This is a genomic window from Kitasatospora sp. NPDC053057, assembly GCF_044546945.1.
Classification (GTDB): Bacteria; Actinomycetota; Actinomycetes; order Streptomycetales; family Streptomycetaceae; genus Kitasatospora.
On record NZ_JBITZP010000074.1, the window covers coordinates 1 to 16,679 of the forward strand.

The 16,679-nt window shown below is 70.9% G+C and carries 17 protein-coding genes and 1 pseudogene; 11 read left to right on the forward strand and 7 right to left on the reverse strand.

Annotation, left to right across the window (positions count from 1 at the left end):
* Positions 1–97 precede the first annotated feature (97 nt).
* Together ACIG5E_RS37770 and ACIG5E_RS37775 are read left to right on the forward strand one after the other, a co-directional pair.
* Positions 98–283: pseudogene (locus ACIG5E_RS37770) on the forward strand (transposase); the annotation flags it as partial.
* Positions 284–322: 39 nt separating this feature from the next.
* On the forward strand, positions 323–2,248 hold the full coding sequence (locus tag ACIG5E_RS37775; RefSeq protein ID WP_396541593.1) for a site-specific integrase: 1,926 nt from the start codon (positions 323–325) through the stop codon (positions 2,246–2,248).
* Positions 2,249–2,416: 168 nt separating this feature from the next.
* On the opposite strand, the gene ACIG5E_RS37780 is transcribed toward ACIG5E_RS37775, so the two are convergent.
* A complete protein-coding gene (locus ACIG5E_RS37780) occupies positions 2,417–3,106 on the reverse strand; it encodes a DJ-1/PfpI family protein (RefSeq protein WP_396541562.1) in 690 nt (229 codons plus the stop codon).
* 99 nt (positions 3,107–3,205) lie between these two features.
* On the opposite strand from ACIG5E_RS37780, the gene ACIG5E_RS37785 reads away from it, so the two are divergent.
* From ACIG5E_RS37785 to ACIG5E_RS37795, 3 genes are read left to right on the forward strand one after another with little or no spacing between them, the layout of a single operon-like run.
* Positions 3,206–4,174 carry a GlxA family transcriptional regulator gene (locus tag ACIG5E_RS37785; protein ID WP_396541564.1) on the forward strand — a complete coding sequence of 323 codons (969 nt, stop codon included), beginning with the start codon at positions 3,206–3,208 and terminating at the stop codon, positions 4,172–4,174.
* 57 nt (positions 4,175–4,231) lie between these two features.
* Positions 4,232–4,852 carry a hypothetical protein gene (locus ACIG5E_RS37790; protein ID WP_396541566.1) on the forward strand — a complete coding sequence of 207 codons (621 nt, stop codon included), beginning with the start codon at positions 4,232–4,234 and terminating at the stop codon, positions 4,850–4,852.
* Positions 4,849–5,445 (forward strand): DUF6262 family protein, encoded by a 597-nt coding sequence (locus ACIG5E_RS37795; protein ID WP_396541568.1) that lies wholly within the window; start codon positions 4,849–4,851, stop codon positions 5,443–5,445. The genes ACIG5E_RS37790 and ACIG5E_RS37795 overlap by 4 nt, the downstream gene beginning before the upstream one ends.
* Before the next feature lie 63 nt (positions 5,446–5,508).
* On the opposite strand, the gene ACIG5E_RS37800 is transcribed toward ACIG5E_RS37795, so the two are convergent.
* From ACIG5E_RS37800 to ACIG5E_RS37815, 4 genes are all read right to left on the reverse strand, one after another.
* The gene (locus tag ACIG5E_RS37800; RefSeq protein WP_396541570.1) at positions 5,509–5,841 is read right to left on the reverse strand and encodes a hypothetical protein; all 333 of its coding nucleotides are present in this window, start codon (positions 5,839–5,841) and stop codon (positions 5,509–5,511) included.
* A gap of 46 nt (positions 5,842–5,887) precedes the next feature.
* Entirely contained in the window at positions 5,888–6,166 is a 279-nt protein-coding gene (locus tag ACIG5E_RS37805) for a hypothetical protein (protein ID WP_396541572.1), read from the reverse strand.
* 469 nt (positions 6,167–6,635) lie between these two features.
* Positions 6,636–6,890, reverse strand: coding sequence for a hypothetical protein (locus tag ACIG5E_RS37810; RefSeq protein ID WP_355211509.1), 255 nt, complete (start codon positions 6,888–6,890; stop codon positions 6,636–6,638).
* A 201-nt stretch (positions 6,891–7,091) separates the two neighbouring features.
* A complete protein-coding gene (locus ACIG5E_RS37815; protein ID WP_396541575.1) occupies positions 7,092–7,610 on the reverse strand; it encodes a hypothetical protein in 519 nt (172 codons plus the stop codon).
* Positions 7,611–8,207: 597 nt separating this feature from the next.
* On the opposite strand from ACIG5E_RS37815, the gene ACIG5E_RS37820 reads away from it, so the two are divergent.
* The 5 genes from ACIG5E_RS37820 (at position 8,208) to ACIG5E_RS37840 (ending at position 11,391) form a co-directional block, all read left to right on the forward strand.
* Positions 8,208–9,662, forward strand: coding sequence for a hypothetical protein (locus tag ACIG5E_RS37820; RefSeq protein WP_396541577.1), 1,455 nt, complete (start codon positions 8,208–8,210; stop codon positions 9,660–9,662).
* 137 nt (positions 9,663–9,799) lie between these two features.
* A complete protein-coding gene (locus ACIG5E_RS37825; protein ID WP_396541579.1) occupies positions 9,800–10,162 on the forward strand; it encodes a hypothetical protein in 363 nt (120 codons plus the stop codon).
* Between the two features lie 57 nt (positions 10,163–10,219).
* The gene (locus tag ACIG5E_RS37830; RefSeq protein ID WP_396541581.1) at positions 10,220–10,888 is read left to right on the forward strand and encodes a DUF402 domain-containing protein; all 669 of its coding nucleotides are present in this window, start codon (positions 10,220–10,222) and stop codon (positions 10,886–10,888) included.
* Positions 10,885–11,106, forward strand: a complete 222-nt coding sequence (locus ACIG5E_RS37835; RefSeq protein ID WP_396541583.1) for an NUDIX domain-containing protein — start codon at positions 10,885–10,887, stop codon at positions 11,104–11,106. Before ACIG5E_RS37830 ends, ACIG5E_RS37835 begins: the two co-directional genes overlap by 4 nt.
* An 84-nt stretch (positions 11,107–11,190) precedes the next feature.
* Positions 11,191–11,391, forward strand: a complete 201-nt coding sequence (locus ACIG5E_RS37840; protein ID WP_396541585.1) for a hypothetical protein — start codon at positions 11,191–11,193, stop codon at positions 11,389–11,391.
* 115 nt (positions 11,392–11,506) lie between these two features.
* Here ACIG5E_RS37840 and ACIG5E_RS37845 read toward each other — a convergent pair whose 3' ends face one another.
* Together ACIG5E_RS37845 and ACIG5E_RS37850 are read right to left on the reverse strand one after the other, a co-directional pair.
* Positions 11,507–12,079: a hypothetical protein gene (locus ACIG5E_RS37845; protein ID WP_396541587.1), complete on the reverse strand. Its 573-nt coding sequence runs from the start codon at positions 12,077–12,079 to the stop codon at positions 11,507–11,509.
* A 544-nt stretch (positions 12,080–12,623) separates the two neighbouring features.
* On the reverse strand, positions 12,624–13,475 hold the full coding sequence (locus ACIG5E_RS37850) for a replication-relaxation family protein (RefSeq protein ID WP_396541589.1): 852 nt from the start codon (positions 13,473–13,475) through the stop codon (positions 12,624–12,626).
* Positions 13,476–14,187: 712 nt separating this feature from the next.
* Between ACIG5E_RS37850 and ACIG5E_RS37855 the strand changes: the two genes are divergently transcribed.
* Positions 14,188–15,762 (forward strand): replication-relaxation family protein, encoded by a 1,575-nt coding sequence (locus ACIG5E_RS37855; protein ID WP_396541591.1) that lies wholly within the window; start codon positions 14,188–14,190, stop codon positions 15,760–15,762.
* Positions 15,763–16,679 lie beyond the last annotated feature (917 nt).

The following is a 16,679-nucleotide window of genomic DNA, read 5'->3' on the forward strand; positions in this document are numbered from 1 at the left end:
CGTTGAACAACAGATCATCAGATGTCAAGCACCCTCACGCCGACCTCTGCATGCGAGCTTGTACTCCGCTCTGCAGATGAACTCGTACCCCGACACCGTCGTCAAGCGCAGCGACGACGCCACCGGGTTCGTCGTGTTGCCCCGCAGGTGGATCGTGGAACGGTCCTTCTCCTGGCTGCTCCGGGCCCGGCGCCTGGCCCGCGATTACGAGACCCGCATCGACAGCGCCGAGGCGATGGCCTGGTGGGCCGCGAGCATCCCGGCCACCCGCCGACTGGCCCGCTCGGGCCGACCCTCCCCGGGCTTCGAGGCGACCGACGTCATGGCCGCACTGGGCCGAGCGACGGTCCGCCCGGCCGGGCAGCGTCGGCTGGCCTGGGCGATCGTCAACCAGCCCTCTCTGCTGACCGGCGCGGGCAGCGACGCCCCCACCCCGGCGATCCTGCGCTTCATTGACGAACTCCTCGCGGCGGGCGCGAGTAACATCACGCGACCTCCGTGCCCGCGCTGCGGTCGGCCCGTGGCACTGTCCAAGCTGCTGGATGGGCAGCGGGTCTGCCGGACCTGCTTCGCTCACCACCGGGCGGTGCCCTGCGCCGGTTGCGAAGCGGTCCGTGAACCGGCGACCCGCGATGCCGAGGGCCGCCCACTGTGTCCGAACTGCCTCAGCAACGATCCGATCAACCTCGAAGACTGTCGCGGTTGCGGGCGCCGACGTCGGGTCGCGGCCCGCACCGCGGACGGTCCCTGGTGCGATCATTGCCGACCTCGCACCGCCGCGACCTGCGGGATCTGCGGGCGGTCGACGCTCTGCGAGATCTCCGCCGCCACCGGCGAACCGTGGTGTGACCGGTGCCAATCCTGGTGGGCCCGTTGCAGCGGCTGCCACACCATCGCCTCGATCCGCGGCGGCACACGCAAGGCACCGCTCTGCGCGAAGTGCCTCAACCCCGACCCAGGCTGCTGGGAACGCTGCCCGACCTGCAAAACCACCTGGCAGACCAGCGCACACCGACCCTGCCACCGCTGCACTCTCACCCAGCGCGCCGACGAGGTGTTCGCCGGTCCCGACGGGGCCGTTCGCCACGAACTGGCCCCGCTGCACGCCGCGTTGATCGGCATCGACCGGCCGGTCACCGCGGTCGCCTGGCTGTCGCGCCCGGCCGTTGCCCGGCTGCTGAAGGAGATCGCAGCCGACCAGCGTGCGGTGACCCACGACGTCCTCGACGAGCTCACGGCCGGCAAGACCCTCGACCATCTGCGGGCCGTTCTCGTTGCAGGAGGCATACTGCCCGACCGCGACGAGCGACTCGTCAAACTCGAACGCTGGACATCCCGGACCATCGCATCGCGTGACGATCACGAAGAACGGGCGATGCTGCACAACTACGCGGTCTGGCACCACCTCAGACGCCTGCGACGACGCCTCGGCGCAGGCCACGCCACCCACCTGCAGATGGCGAACGTCCGCAGCCACATCACCGCCGCCGTCAACTTCCTGGACTGGCTGTCCGGCAGCGGGCTGACCCTCGCGACCTGCACGCAGCCCGACCTGGACCAGTGGAAAGTGCGCGAAGACCTCAGCTACTGGGACCAGACCGGCCACTTCATCCGCTGGGCGACCAAGAACCGGCTGGCAAAGGGGCTGACCTTCGGCGCCGAGCGCTGGCAGGGCCCGGTCGGCCCCCACGACTCCGAAGGCCGGTGGGACGACGCCCGCAGGCTCCTCCACGACGCCACACTGAGCACGGCCGACCGGGTCGCCGGACTACTCCTGCTCTTCTACGCCCAACGGCTCAGCACGATCAGCACCCTCACCGTCGATCAGGTCACAGAGGAGAACGGCCAGGTTTCGATCCAGCTGGGAACCTCCCCGACCGTCCTGCCCGAACCGCTCGCCGCATTGGTCCTCGACCTGATCGCAACACGCCGCCCCTACACAGTGATCGGACACGCCGACCAGACGCCCTGGCTGTTCCCAGGTCAACTCCCAGGCCAACACATCAGCGCCGACCGTCTCGGCCTACGGCTGATCGCCGTCGGAATCCAACCAGGCCAGGCCCGCTCCACGGCCCTGTTCGCCCTCGCCGAAGAAGTCCCGGCCGCGATCCTGGCCCGCATGCTCGGCATCCACATCCAAGTCGCCGTCCAGTGGCAGAAGGCATCCGCCGGCGACTGGGCCGCCTACGCCGCCGACGTCAGCCGACGGGCCAACAGCACGAATCGCGAAGTGCATCCCAACGTGTGATGACCCGCTCCATGGCATCTACGAGGGGCAGGAGTTCACGAACCCTGGGCTGACGCCACGCTCGACCTGCACCGGGGTGGCCGCGCGACCGTCCGCGCCCAATTAGTCGTGCTTTCGGGTTCAACGTGGTAAGGCACCGGGCGGGGGCCTTCGCCGCCGCGGCGATGCTCAGGTTGTCAGGCGGGCCAGGAGCGCGGGATGGTCTGCCAGGGCCGATTCCACCATGGCCTGGGCATGGGGCCTGAAGAAGTCGAGGTCGGCGGACCGCCAGTCGATGCTGCCCAGAGGTGGCTGCGGGTCGTACTCGATGAAGAGCTGGACAGTACGGGCGGTCTGCTCACCTGCGAGGCGTTCAACCAGGTGGAGGGCCATGTCGATACCGGCCGACACTCCCGCGGCGGTGATCACCGGACCGGCCTCGACCCAGCGCTCGGCGACGGGCGTCGCGCCAAACTTGGCCAGCAGGTCACGGAAGCCCCAGTGAGTGGTGGCCTGACAACCATCGAGCAGGCCAGCGGCACCCAGGATCAGTGAGCCGGTGCACACCGAGCCGACGACCTCAGCCGTCCGCGCGGCCCGGCGGATCCAACTCAGCAGAGGCTCGTTGGCCAGGGCGGCCAGGGTCGGCTCGGTCCCGCCGGGCACGACCAGTGCGAAGGGCTCGGGGACCTGGTCGAACGTGTGGCTCGGCGTCAGCTTCAGTGGAGTGTCGGTGTCCAGGGGGCCGAGATCCTGGCCGACGACGACTACCTCGAACGACGGATCGACCTGGGCCAGCGCCGACAGCACCTGGAGCGGCCCCACCAGGTCGAGCGGGGTGATGCCGGGATAGAGCACGAAGGCGAGTGTCTTGGTCATGCCGTCACCTTCGGCCCCAGGCCATGGGAGCGCCAAGGGCAGACAGCGACCAGGTCGGAATTCTTGGGATACACGTCATTCCGCCATATGGTCCTGGTCATGGAGGAACGAGTGGTGGTCCTCGTCGGATACGACGAGGCCGAGTTGCTGGACATCGCTTGCGTGACGACAAGCTTGAACACCGCCAACCGGCTCGGAGTCAGCCCCGCCTATGCCGTGAGCGTGGCCACCCCGGGAGGCCGTGCGATCACCTGCGACTCGGGGCTGACGCTGCAGGGCCAGCGATCCCTGGAGCGGCTGAGGGGGCCGCTAGACACGCTGATCGTCTCGGGAGGGTTCGGCCACGAGGCCGCAGCAGACAACCCGCGGATCGTCGGCCATGTCCGCCGCCTGGCCAGGGAGAGCCGCCGAGTGGCCTCGGTCTGTACGGGGGCGACCGTCCTGGCTGCCGCTGGTCTGCTCAACGGCAAACGCGCCACGACTCACTGGCGGTATGCCGAGCAGTTGGCCTCCGCCTACCCAGAGATCATCGTGGACCCCGCTCCGATCTACATCCGTGACGGAAGCGTGTCCACCGCGGCGGGCGTCACCAGCGCCCTGGACCTCACCCTGGCCTTCATCGAGGAGGACCACGACGCGGAGCTCGCGCGCGCAGTGGCCCGCGGCCTGGTCACCTATCTGCAACGGCCAGGCAACCAGGCACAGATGAGCATGTTCACAGCCACCCCAGTACCCACGAACAGCCTGGTCAAGCGAGCCGTCGACCACATCGCCAGCCACTTGGCCGGCGACCTGACCGCAACCGCACTGGCAGCCGAGGCGGGGGTGAGCGAACGCCACCTGACCCGCCTGTTTATCGACCACCTTGGAAAGGCACCAGGCCGATTCGTCCGGGACGCACGCACCGAAGCCGCCGCTCACCTCCTGACTTCCAGCTCAATACCCGTGGCGAGCGTGGCCGCACGATGCGGCTTCGGAACCGCTGAAACGCTCCGTCAAGCATTCGTCAGCCGCTACGGGACACCACCATCGCGCTACCGAGCAACGCAAAGCACACCAGCTACCTGACGACAGCACCGCGCTCTCCCCATCAGAAACCACCACCGACCAGAGGCCAGACCAGCGTTGAGCGCCCCACCCGAGGTCCAGGCCCAGGCATTCGGACGGTTTCAATACCCGACTCCACCATTACGAGTCGCCTCCTCCGAGATCGAGGACGTACTGCATCACGTCTGGGTCGCCGGCCCGGGCTCCGCACACCCGGGCAAGCTCCTCGCCTCGCCCGGCCAGGGCATGAGCCGCGAGGCCGCCCGCGCGATGGCGATTGATCTATCCCGTCGCAGCACCCCCGCCGAGGGCGGGCTCTGCACTTTCCAGCCGGTCGTTCGCGGCGACGCCTGCCCTTGGGAGCTGAACTGCGAAGGGTGCGACAAGTTCGTCATGTCCGGCGCCGACCTTCTCTACTGGCGCCGGAAACGCGAGCAATGGAGATCGCTCGCGGAGCGGGCCCCGGACGACGCCACCGCCGACTACCTGCACCAAGTCTTCGAGCCGACGTCCCAAGCCATCGACGGCCTGGAGAAGGCGCTCGCAGCAATCGGCCTGCTCGACGAGGCGCTCGCCATGGACCTGCGGCGCCCACAGGACTACTTCCAGCGGCTGTGGAGCATCGTGTTTCGCGCTTCCGACCTCGCCGCAGAAGAACAAGACGACGACCCAGACCAGCCATCGGAGGACTCCGAATGACCCAGGCGCTTCCTGCCCCGCGCACAGCACAGGCACTCAAGGCCCGCCGGCAGCGGACCGAGGACAGCCTCCGCCGGATCAAGGACGCGGTCGTTCACATGGAGAACACCAAGATCCCCATCACGGTCTCGGCCGTCGCCCGGCACGCGGACGTCTCCCGCACCTTCCTCTACGAACACCCACAGGCCCGGACGCTGGTGGAGGAAGGAACCCGCCGGGCAGCTGGCCGCCGGATCCAGGAGCGCCACGACGACCTCGCAGAACGCGAAGCCTCCTGGCGGGAACGGGCCCTGAACACCGAGGACGCACTCAAGGTGACCCAGGACGAAGTCCTGAACCAGCGTGCACAGATCGCCGAACTCCTCGGCCAAGTCCGCGACTTGCAGACGGAATGGACCGAAGACGACATCGTGCGGATCACCACTGAGAACTCCATTCTCAAAAGGCGTGTCCGCGAACTGGAGCAGGAGAACCGGCGAGCGACTGACCGGCTGGCTGCGGCCCGTGACAACATCCGTTTCGCCGACAAGCGCATCGCCGACCTCGAAGCCCAACTGCTCGAAGACGGACAACCGTCGCCCAGGGAGACCTGATCGAGTGAGTCACGGCGAGTCCGCAACCACGTCCCGGACATGTTCGCTATGTTCTTGCCCAGGTCACAGCCCCTCCAGGGACGCCCCTGGCTGGAAAAACGCGTGGGACACCCCGAGCTCGGCCCGTACGGCGCCCTCGATCGCCTCGGCGACGGCCGCCAGGTCGAGCAGCCGGTAGGCCGTCGAGCGGCCGATCCCGAACTCGGCGAGTGCGTACGCAGACCAGGAGGGGTACTCGAGGACGGTCCACACGCGGGCCTGGTGGGCGGCGCGGACCCGGCGGGCGAGGACCCGGACGGCGGCGCGGACGTCCTCGATCGCGGTGCGCAGCTGCTCGGTCAGTTCCCGGGCGCGCGCCGCGTCGACCGGGCCGGCCTGCTCCTGGTCCTCGTCCATGTCCGGCTCATTCCCGTGGTCGGCGGGGAGAACGCGTCGGCCGAGGCTACAGGAACGGCCGGGCGAGGATGTGCAGCTGCTGCTCGGCGATGGCGCCCATGGGTCCGGCGGTGCCGAGGTGGGCCACGATGGTGGTCTCGAACAGCTCCAGCATCGACTGGGCCTCGTGCACGGACTGCAGGGTGATGTCGGCGTGTGTGCGGCGGTCGCCGTCGAAGGCGGGGATGCGGCCGGTGATCACCGCGTTGTGGATGCTTTCGCAGGTCTCGATGTGGTGGCGGTACTTGTCGCGCAGGAAGTCGACGATCGCCTGGGTGTCGTCCATCGCGTCATCGTGGCGCACCGGCCGCCGGAGCACACCCCCTTTGACGTACCCGGTCCACTGGTGGAGCCGTGCTCTGCGGATGGCATGTTCGCGGCCGAAAAATCCCAGGTCAGAACACTTCTCACCCCGGCGTCCGAGGCCTAACATTCCCGGCACGGCGGCCCCACCACAGCACCACCGGGCCGCCGAGCAGAGCAGCCGCGCCCAGGCCCCCCGGCGTTGCTGACCTCCCACCGGCCGGTCCCGGGGAACACCCCCCCCTGCTTCCCCGGGACCGGCCGGGCTGCACCTCGCACCGCACGACTCCGGGGATGGCACAGGCTGCCCTAACCCTGTCCTACCCGTGTCTCAGGGTGTCCGTTTCAGGCGTTTTGCTGGGACGGATCTGGGACTGTCCTCTGTCCCACCTCATTTCGCCTGGTGGGAGCGCTTCGCGGGGGAGCTGGGACAGAGCTGTGACTGCGGCTGGTTACCGGTCGGGTGCGGTGCCTTCGATGGCGGCGAGCAGGCGGGCGTGGACGGCGGCGGCGACGTCCCGGGCGACGGGGTCCGGGTCGTCCAGGCGCTCGGCGATCAGCTCGGCGGCGGCCGCGATGACCGGCACCGGCAGGGATGCCTCGCGTAGGTGGAGCAGTTGGGCGGCGGCCCGTTCGCTGGGAGTGGTGGCCCGGGAGATGGGGATCAGGGAGTTGAGGCCGCGAGGCGGCAGCGACGGGCTGGTCATCCGACCATTCTCCCGGCTGCGGTGCGGCCTTGGCGCCATGTCAGGCAGCACAGGCCGGGCGGCGGCGCGGCCCGCGTTCGGGTACGCCTTCGACGGGGCCGACTGTGCCGGTGTCGGCGGCTCGCGGAATACGAAGGGCTTGACCGGCTGGGACCGCCTCGGGCGTTCGGGGTGGCTGTCGAGGGCTGGAACTGGAACGGCTCAGCGGGTCGGGTCCGTTTCGGGCGTTTGCGCGGGGAGCCTGGTGTCCGGCTTCGGCCGGCGCGGGGGTCGGGCGGAGGCGAGTGCCGCGTCAAGGGCGCCGCACAGCACCGGCAGGTGGTCGGAGAGATCGCCCAGGACGGTGCCGGGCGCGGTGCAGGCGATGGAGCCGACCGCGAGCAGGGCCAACCGCTCGCTGGTGCTCAGCTCGGGCAGGGCCTTGGCGCCGGCGTCGCCGATGAGCACGTAGGCGTCCAGGCGGTGGCGGATCTCGGTGCTCACCTCACCGTCGCCGACCGTGTCGATCTCGGCCATGACCCGCTGCACGGTGTCGGCGAAAGCGTCCAGGGCCCGGCGCTGGCACTGTTCGCGCTGACGCAGGGCCAGACGGCGCACCCACGAGGCCGCCTTCTCCCCGGCAGCGGCCGCCTGGACCAGGGCGGCGCGCTGCCGCTGCTCCTCCCAGTCGTCGTCGGCCTCGTCGTCGGGGCGGCGGGCGGGCGGCTGGGAGAGCGTCATACCGGGGCAACCGGCTACGGCCCCGACCGGTCACGGGTAGCAGCCGTGTAGCAAGGGTCGCCTTGCTGCACGGCGGACCGCTGCTGCTGCGGATGTAGCAAGGCGGCCCTTGCTACACCCCAGCCCGCTGCACTCTGTTGCAGCGCGTCGCGGGTCCACGGGTGCGACTGCGACGGCCATCGCAGTGCGCCGGTGGTCCGCCGTACACCGGATGCGACGCGATCTCCCTACCCCAGGTCCCGGCGGGTGCGAACGGGATCGCACCCACCCCGCCGCAGGCCTCGGGCGCCCTGCTGCACGGTGCAGCAGGGCGCCCCTTGCTACACGACGGCGCAGGGCTGCGCAGCAGTCGGCCGTTGCGCATGCGCAGCGGGGGGACAACCGGCCGCGCAACGGGGACAACTGGGCTGCGCACGGTGCGGTGCGGGGACGACCGCGCCGGGCGGGGTGCGCGGGGCGGGACAAACGTGCGGGCAGGCGGGCAGCGGGGTTTTTTCGGGGCGCGGTGCGAAATTGTGGCGTTGACCTGTGAGGCGACATCCGTGGAAAGTCGCCCCGGTTCGAAATTCGGTTGCCGCGCCTGGCTACGATCACGCCATGCAAAGCGAACCGGGGCGAAATGGTGGCGAGGTGGCGCTGTTCGATCTGGATGGCGGCCAGGCCGAGGGCTCGCGGTGCGAGGGGCCGGGTTGTGAGAAGCCGCTGCCGCCGCGCACCGGCCGGGGCCGGCGCCCGGTCTACTGCTCGCAGGCCTGCAAGAGCCGCGCCGACCGGGCGCGGGTCAAGGCCCGGGCCGCGGCCGCGCTGCCCGGCCCGGCCACGTCCGACAGTGCCGAGGCGGCGTCGGGGGAGAGGGCCGGGGATAAGCGGCCCGCGAGCGGCCTGTCGGTCGAGCGGCAGCGGATGCTCGGCGCCGCCGACGCGATCCGCAACCGGGCCGAGGCCTTCCTGGCCGCCGTTGACGACGACCCGCTCGCTGCCCACGCGGAGCTCGCCCGCAGAGTCCACGGCCTCGCCTCGCTGCTGATCACCAGCGCCCGGGAGGTGCGGGATCAGGTCCGCTGGCCCGGCCTGGACGCCGACGCGCGCACCGCGGCGCGTATCCGGGAGGAATGGGACCTGCCCGACCCCGACCCCGCCCCGAATACGGACCGGGGCGATTTCCCGGCCCCGTCCAGCCCGCTCCCCGGCGGCGGTGAAGCGCACCGGGGCGAAAAGGACTCCGGCGCGCCAGCCGATCCGCCGGCTCCGAAAACGCCCCGGGACGAAACCGGCGCCGCCGCGGCCCGAACGGACGAGCACGCCGCGTTGCGCAGCGCGGTCGCCGACCCGCTCACCCGCTTCGGTCGGCCGGACCGGCACCACGACCTCAGCATCACCTTCGGGCAGGGCTGGCAGCTGGCCACCTGGGACAGCCCGCAGGCGGGCGGTGCGCGGCTGCTGGTGCGCGCCGGCGTCCCGGTCGGCTGGACCACGCTGCTGCCGCAGGGACCGTGGGGGCTCGGCGGCTGGATCGCCGTCGAGCACCAGGGCTCCGGCAAGCCCGGCCGGGTCGTCGTGGGCGCCCTGGGCCGACCGCAGACCTTCGCCACCGCCGACCTCGCCCTGGACGTGTTCCACCAGTCCAGCCGACGCCTGGCCGACGCCGTTCCACCCCGTACCCCGGCCACCGCCGTTCGCACGCCCGCGGTACCGATGCCCCACCTCACCCTGGGCCAGACCACCGGCCGGACCGCACCCACCGACCGGGGCCTGGGCGAAGCACACCGCGACTACGCCCTCGGTGACGGTCTGGTCCACCTCACCTGGCCCACCGCCCCGCACATCCAGGCCCTCGAACGCCGCGGCCGCCTCCTCGGCTGGACCGAGGTCTACGACGACAACACCTCCTGGATCGCCCTCATCAACGGCCACCCCATCGCCGACGCCGCCGACAACCTCCCCCTACTCTCCACCAACCCCACCGACGCCCTCACCCTCCTGCGCCTGGCCGTCGAGCGAGGCCTCAGCGGCATCGCGCCCGGCTGGGTGCTCCCCCGCACCGCAAGGTGATTCCGGCCGGGCCGATGGTCGCGCTGCGCCCCAGCGAGACGCGGCCGCCCGGACTGCCGGAGTGATCGGCTGTTCCGGACCGGCCGGCAGCCGGGCCGGATAGGCTCGGCGCACTGTCGAAGCGGAGGGGTGGACCGATGACACAGCCGATCCGATACGGGCCGGAGCCGGTGGCCGACTGGATCATCGACGTGTGCGGCTGGCAGGACCAGGCCCGCGTGCTCCTCGGACACCTGCCGTCCCAGCTCCGCGTCGCCCACGACGCGGACGGCTGGTGGATCGGGATCGACGCCTTCGCCCCGTACCGGCGCGTCCAGCTGTGCGCGGGCCGGATCACGGATGGCGTCTTCGCTGACGTCTCGGCGTTCCTGGACGGCACGGTCGACGCCACCAACCGCGAGGAACTCGCGCGAGCCGTCCAGGAGCTGCGCAAGCGCCTGGAGGCCCCGCAGCCACCCAACGCCTGGGCGGCCGGCCGCTACGGCCTTCCCAAGCCCTGACCGGTCGTCACACCTTCGAGCGGACTCCCCGGCCCCGTCGCCGGGAAGGCTTGCCCCGTGACCGACACCAACCTGTTCCAGCCCGGCACCACTGTGGTGCGCCGCGACGTCCACGCCGACCGCGTGTGGACCGCGATGCCCCAGCGGGTGATCGACGACACCGGCCACGTGCTGACCCTGGCCTCCTGGCCGGGGATCGAGAGCCTGGCCCCGACGACGTGGATCACCGCGACGCGCACCGGCGACGACACCACCCGCAAGCAGGGCCTCCAAGACCTGGCAGCCGGCACCTGGACCCTGGGCCGCTACCGGTGGACCGGCACTGAGGTGCTGAGCCACTTCCTGGCCGGCGAGTGGTTCTCCGTGCACTGCTTCCAGGACGCCGTCACGAAAGAGCCGCTGCGCTGGTACGTCAACTTCGAGAAGCCCTACCAGCGCCACGCCGACGGCATCGACACCCTCGACCTGTGCCTGGACCTCGTCGTCACCCCAGACCAGTCGGGGCACCACTGGAAGGACCGCGACGAGTACAGCCAGCTGCGCCGCCTCGGCCTGATCGACGACTACCTCCACCACCAGGTCGAACGGGCCCAAGGGCGGGCGATCGCCATGCTCGACAACCGCACCGGACCGTTCGCCGCCGGCTGGCCCACCTGGACACCGGACCCGGCCTGGCCGCTGCCGACCCTGCCCGACGACGCCGACGACCCGGCCACCCGACGGTGACCACGCAGATCCCCGAGCGGGTGTGCGCAGTCCTGGTCCACGACGGCCGCCTCTGCCTGATCCGCCGCCAACGGGAAGCCGGCCTCCAGCACTCGCTGCCCGCCGGTGTGGTCGAGGACGGCGAAGACCCGGTCGACGCGCTGCGACGGGAGCTCCACGAGGAGCTCGGCCTCGACCTGGCGGTGCTGCCCGTGCCGCCGGTGCTGCGCTTCGTGTAGGACCAGGAGACCGAGCGGCCGGGCGAGACCACGCCGTTCCGGCGCCAGCACCTGGTCTACGTCGCCCACCTGCCCGACCACCTGGTGCAGGCCGTTGCTGCGGTCGAGCAGGACGACCCCGGTCAGGCGCCTCTGGTGTGGCTGCCTGTGGTGGACGCGGCCGGCCTCCACCTGTACCCGGACATCGCAGCTGTCCTGGGCCAGGCCGTCCGGCCCGACACCGCTGCGACCGGCGGGCCGCTGCTGTTCCCGGCGATGACCCCCACGTCCTACCAATGGCGTTGACCCCGCTCCCGCCCACGTTCCTGCGGCCCGGCAGCCGGCCGCTGAGTCGGAGCCATGCCGGCGCGAGGGCAGGGCTGGAACAGGACTCGATCTGGGCAGGCCTGGCGTGGCGGGGTTAGGGAGAGCCCCCTGAAACCACTCGCGCCCAACGGCGTTCTCGCGCCCGCGCGGCTCGTGCAGCGTCTGCGAGATCATGTAGCGGTTCGATGAGGGCGACCGCGTCGTTGATGCCGCGATCGGTCAGCTCGGTCTCCAGAGTGTCCAGTGCCCACCACGACGGGATGTTGTCTCCGGTTGCATATCGGCGGAGCCAGCCTTCCGAAGTCCAGCGGAATGTCGCGGGATCGATGCGGCGCTGCCTCAGCTGGTCCAGGAGCGCGGAGAATTCCTTCGCCAAGGCCGCCTGCTCGGGAAGAACCCCGACACGGACGGATCGGGCGGGCCGGCGGGGCTTCGGCAGCTTCCTGTGTAGGCGCTCGTGCAACGAGCGAGCGCGTCGCAGTCCGGCCATCAGCCTCGACTCCGGCCACTGGCTGTTGTGCATCAGCCCTTCAAGTAGCTGGTCCATGAAGTACAGGTTCGGGATCCGCCGCCCGCCTATCACCGCGTACAGGGACGAACGTGGGATGCCGACCTCCTGTGCCAGCACTCCGACGCTCAAGCCGGTGCTCGCGACGAGCTCGGACATACACGCAGCGAACCGCTTCACACCAGGGCTGGCCAGCGGGTCGACAGCCTTACGAGGTGCTGGCACGTTCCCTCCCCCCTAAACACCCCCTGCCGGCTCGGGAGTGCCGGGAGCGCCGGACACCATCGCTGATGCCAGACGCTCCCGACGGGAACTCGCTCAGCGGTGCTGTGCCCACAGGACGAGACCGCTCACGAGAGCCCCGCCTGCTGCCGTCGACGCCCCCTTGGCGAATCCGATGATCAGGGTGCGCCGAACCTGGCGCCACAACCGTTCCGCCCGGCGGCCGATCGGCGGGGATGACGTTTCCTTAGTCGCCCGAAAGCCCGTAGGCTCGTAGATGGTGCTGATGATGCCTCCACTCGATCGTCGGTTCCTAGCGAAGACGGCTCCCTGTTGGCGCAGGGGGCCGTCGCCTTTTCGGCGTCGACCCATGCCGTCGGAAACAACGATAATGATGCGATCCGCGTCCTGAGACTTCACGGCGTCAAGTAGGGCTCGTGACCTGCATAGATGCCCCGTGGAGCGTGCAGAATCGAGGCTCCTACAGCTCGGTCCACCCGCACGCCCGGCCGTTGCTGCTGAGCGGGTGCCAGATGGTGGCGGCCGGTCCGCGCTGGAGCAGGTCCTCGATCCGGGCGGCGCCGGCCGGGACGGCGGTGAGCATCTCGGCGACGGCGGGGTTCTCCTCGGCGGCCAGGCGCAGGTCCGCCACCGCTGAGCGCACCCCGGCGGCCGCGGTGCCGACTAGGACGATCAGCAGCCGCGGGAAGGATCGAAAGCGCCGCTCCCACGCCCGACCTGCCCCGTCCTCACCCGCCTGCTCCCACACCCGGGCGCAGGCCGCCAGCTGCGCCGCGGTCTCCTCGGCGCCGACACCGGGGCGATGCCGTTCGACGAACGCCCGCAGCCGGTGCCGCTCCTCGCCGGTGCCGGCGGTGTACGCGAGCTCGGCGGCGGGCCGGTACGCCCCTCCGCCCTTGACCGGCAGCTCCGGGGCGGGGAGGAGGTCGAGCGGGCCGCAGTCCTCGCCCCGGGCCCGGGCGTCGGCGACGAAGGCGGCGTGGATCCGGCCGACGTCGAGCAGGTGCTCGCGCCCGTGCCGCACGGCGAGCTGCTCACCGTCCAGCGCCTGGAAGGTCGGGCGACGGGCCTCGGGGAAGGTCGCCGCCACCGCCGCGCCCTGGGCGGTGAGGTGCCAGGCCTTCGCCCGGCCGGCCTGCGGCAGGGTCACGAAATCGGCCAGGCCATCGACGTGCAGGCGGGTCAGCCGCCTCTGGGTCTGCTTGATTCCGGCTGCTCCGCCGTGCAGCTGATGGAGCTGCTCGGCGGTCGCCAGCGTGAAGCGGTGAAGCGTGACCAGAACGTCGTGGTCGGTCTCCAGATCCCCGTGCACGAATGTGCTCCCTCAGTCCGAAGCGCGGGCTTATCCCGTGCTCGGAGAATGGAACCCCATGAAACTCACCGGATTTCTCACCATCAAGGTTGGTAGTTCATAACGATCTGATAACTCCTGCCATCAAGGTATCCCGCGTTCTAACCGGTCCGAAATGCGGTCCGTAATCCCGTCCGCCAACCGGTCCCGACCTCGGGCCCGCCGTCGGTCCGACCGGCGCGCCTCTGACCTGCTGGGATGGCCATCAAGGTGGCCTGGTGAGTTTCCTTGATGGCCTATCAAGGAAACTCACCGATACCTTGGTGGCCCTGGTGAGTTTGCCGGACCGCTTCCGTTGCCCCTGCCGTTTCCCCCTCCGCTGCCCCTACCGGCCACCTCGGGGCCGAGAGGCGAATTTGCCCAGCTCAGCGCCCGAATCCGGGCCGCCACCGCATTCTGACAACCCTCTTCTCCCGTCTTTCTGCTTTTGGTTTTGGTTTGTGGTTGTGGCGTTGTCGGTTGGTCGGTTCGGGTTGTTGCACCTGCGGTGGGCTTTTCCTTTTCTCGCGTCCGGCTGGTGCCGGCCGCTCGCTGGTCGGGGGTGGCGGCGGGGGCCGGATCAGGGGTGGTGGGAGAGGGTGCGGCGCGCGGGCCGACAACGGGCTTGGCGGCTGTCGGGAGCGCCGGATATCCCTCGAAGGCAACACCCGACCACAACCACCGGGAGAGGCCCGTGAGCATCCGTCAGCACCCCGACCACGACCACCAGGCCGACGCCGTCGAACCTGCCGCGCCGACCCGGCCGGGCCGCACCGCGTACCGGCGCGGCGCCGCCAACCCCAACGGCTCGACCACCGCGCTGCGCGCCGACGTCCTCGGCGCGCTCGGCGTCCTCAAGGTCGCCACCGCCGACCAGCTCCAGCGCCTGCTGCGTCCCAAGGCGGCGTCGAACACCGTGATCCGGCAGGCGCTGCGCGATCTCGCGCTGCACGGCCTGGTCGCCTCCGACGGCAACACCCGCAACCGGCACAAGACGTGGCGGCTGGAGGGTGCGGCCGGGCTGGACGCGGCCGCCGCCGTGCTCGGGATGGTCCGCTCGGAGATGGGCGGCACCGCCCGGGGCGCGGGTCGCTCGGGTGCGCAGCATGCGATGGCGGTCAACGAGACGATCGCCGCGTTCGTCCTGGGCGGCAGCGCGCCCGGGGCCGCGGGCGGGGTCGGCACGGTGCGGTCCTGGTCGACCGAGACCGAGTTCCTGCTCCCCGGTGGCAAGCGCAAGGTGCGCCCGGACGGCGTGTGGCAGGCCCCGGAGATCGGGGTGCCGGTGCTGATGGTCGAGGTCGACCGCTCCACCATGGCCCCGGCCGACGCCGCCGCCAAGTTCCCCCGCTACCGCGAGCTGTTCCGCACCAAGGTCCGCGACAACGACCCGGCCCGCTCCGACCACGAGCCGGCCGACCACACGGTGCACTGGTGGCGCCGCACCTGGCCCGGCCACACCCGCGCCGGATACCCGCCGGTCGCCCTGGTCGTCACCGACGCCGGACCCCTCGCGCTGGCCAACCGGCAGCAAGCCGTCGCGGACCTGTCCGCCGACTGCTGGCGCGGCCGATGGTGCAGAGAGGTCCGCGACTACAACGACGACGGCTGGCGCGAGTACGACGACGCCGTGCCCATCATCGCGACCACCCTGGATCTGCTGGCCAAGCACGGGCCGCTCGGGCCGGTGTGGTGGCGCTTCGGCCGCTCGGGCCGGCACTCCCTCATCGAGGCGCTGGAGAACCCGAACAACCGCACCGCCTACGACCTGCGCCAGGCCGCCCGCGAGGACGAGCAGCAACGGGTCCACCAAGAGCTGATGGACTCCCTGGTCTGCATCGACTGCGGCGACGTCCCCGAGGAGGAGAGCACCTGGGTGTACGGCAGCCGCCAGTGGACCCGCCACCCCGGCGGCCGCTGCTGGCCCTGCCACCAGGACCGCGAGGAACGCCTGGAGCGGGAGGCCGAAGAACAACTGGAGGCCGCCCGCACGGCCAACGCCGCGCTGCGCCCGTGCTGGTCGTGCCGGGGCTCGATCGGGGGGAAGGAGGGCTCGAAGCTGGAGCTTCGGGAGAAGGCCCGGCCGGACCGGCTGGAGTGCCCGCAGTGCGAACAGGACCGCGCCGTCAAGGACTTGGGCCCGCTGGTGCTGCCGGTCCCGACCAAGCGCGAGCTGGTGACCGCGCTGGTCTCCGCCCCGGATGACCCGTGGTGGGAGGACCGCGTGCTGCACGCGAAGTTCTACCCGGCGAGGGGCCGTCGGGTGTGACCTGTTGGTTGTGGTGGGCGGGAAATGGCCTCGGTGGGCGTGTTGTCTGGACCTTTGGTTGTGCCTGTTGGCGGGTCTGGTGGGGGTGGGTGTGGTCTGGGTTTTGGTGACTGTGTGTGGTGGATGGGTGGGGGTTGGGGGTGGGGTGGGGTGGCTCGGGGGCCGGTGGGGTGTTGTGGGCCTTCATTTGGGGGTGAATTCCGCTGGTAATTCCGTCTGGTTGTTTTGGTGGATTGGGCGTCGGGTGGTGGTGTGAATTTGGGTCGGATTTGCGGGGTGGGGGTGAGTGGCGGGGGTTGGTGTTCGGTTTCGTCCGGGCCGGGGCCGCCGTCCCCGCCGGTGGCCGTGCCTGCCTCGCTGCGCCGTCGTCCCGGGCCTGCTGCGCCCCTGCTGGGCCGCCGCCGTCCCGGGCCCGCCGTCCGGGCCCCGCCTCGCCGTCTGGGCCGCGCTGCGCCGCCGTGCCGCCCCGCCGTCCGTGCCGCCCCGCCGTCCAGGCCGGGGCCTCCGTCCTCGCTGGTGGCCGTGCCCGCTGCTGCGCCGCCGTCCCGGACTGTCGGGGTTCAGCCGTTCCGGCTGGACGGCTGGGTGGCCGTCAGGCCGCCTCGGAGGCTGTTCTGGTGGTCGTCGGGGGTGGTGTGGGTGCTGTCGCGCGTGCTGTCGCGTTGCCTGTCGCGTTGGGGTGCTGTCGTGTGGTGTGACGTGGGCGGATGCCCCTGTTCCCCTGTGTGTGGTCTGGGCGCGACAGGTGGGTGCGACAGGGCGCGGGGGCGGGGCCGCGGCCGCTGCTCGGTGGTGGCCGTCGAGAAAGGCCGGCCTTCTCGACGGCCTGGTCCTGGTGGTGGTGCTCGGCGGCCGGTGGCTGGTGGCCGGGTGGTGGGTGCGGGGTGCAACGCGGGGGTGCAACGCGGTGCAACACG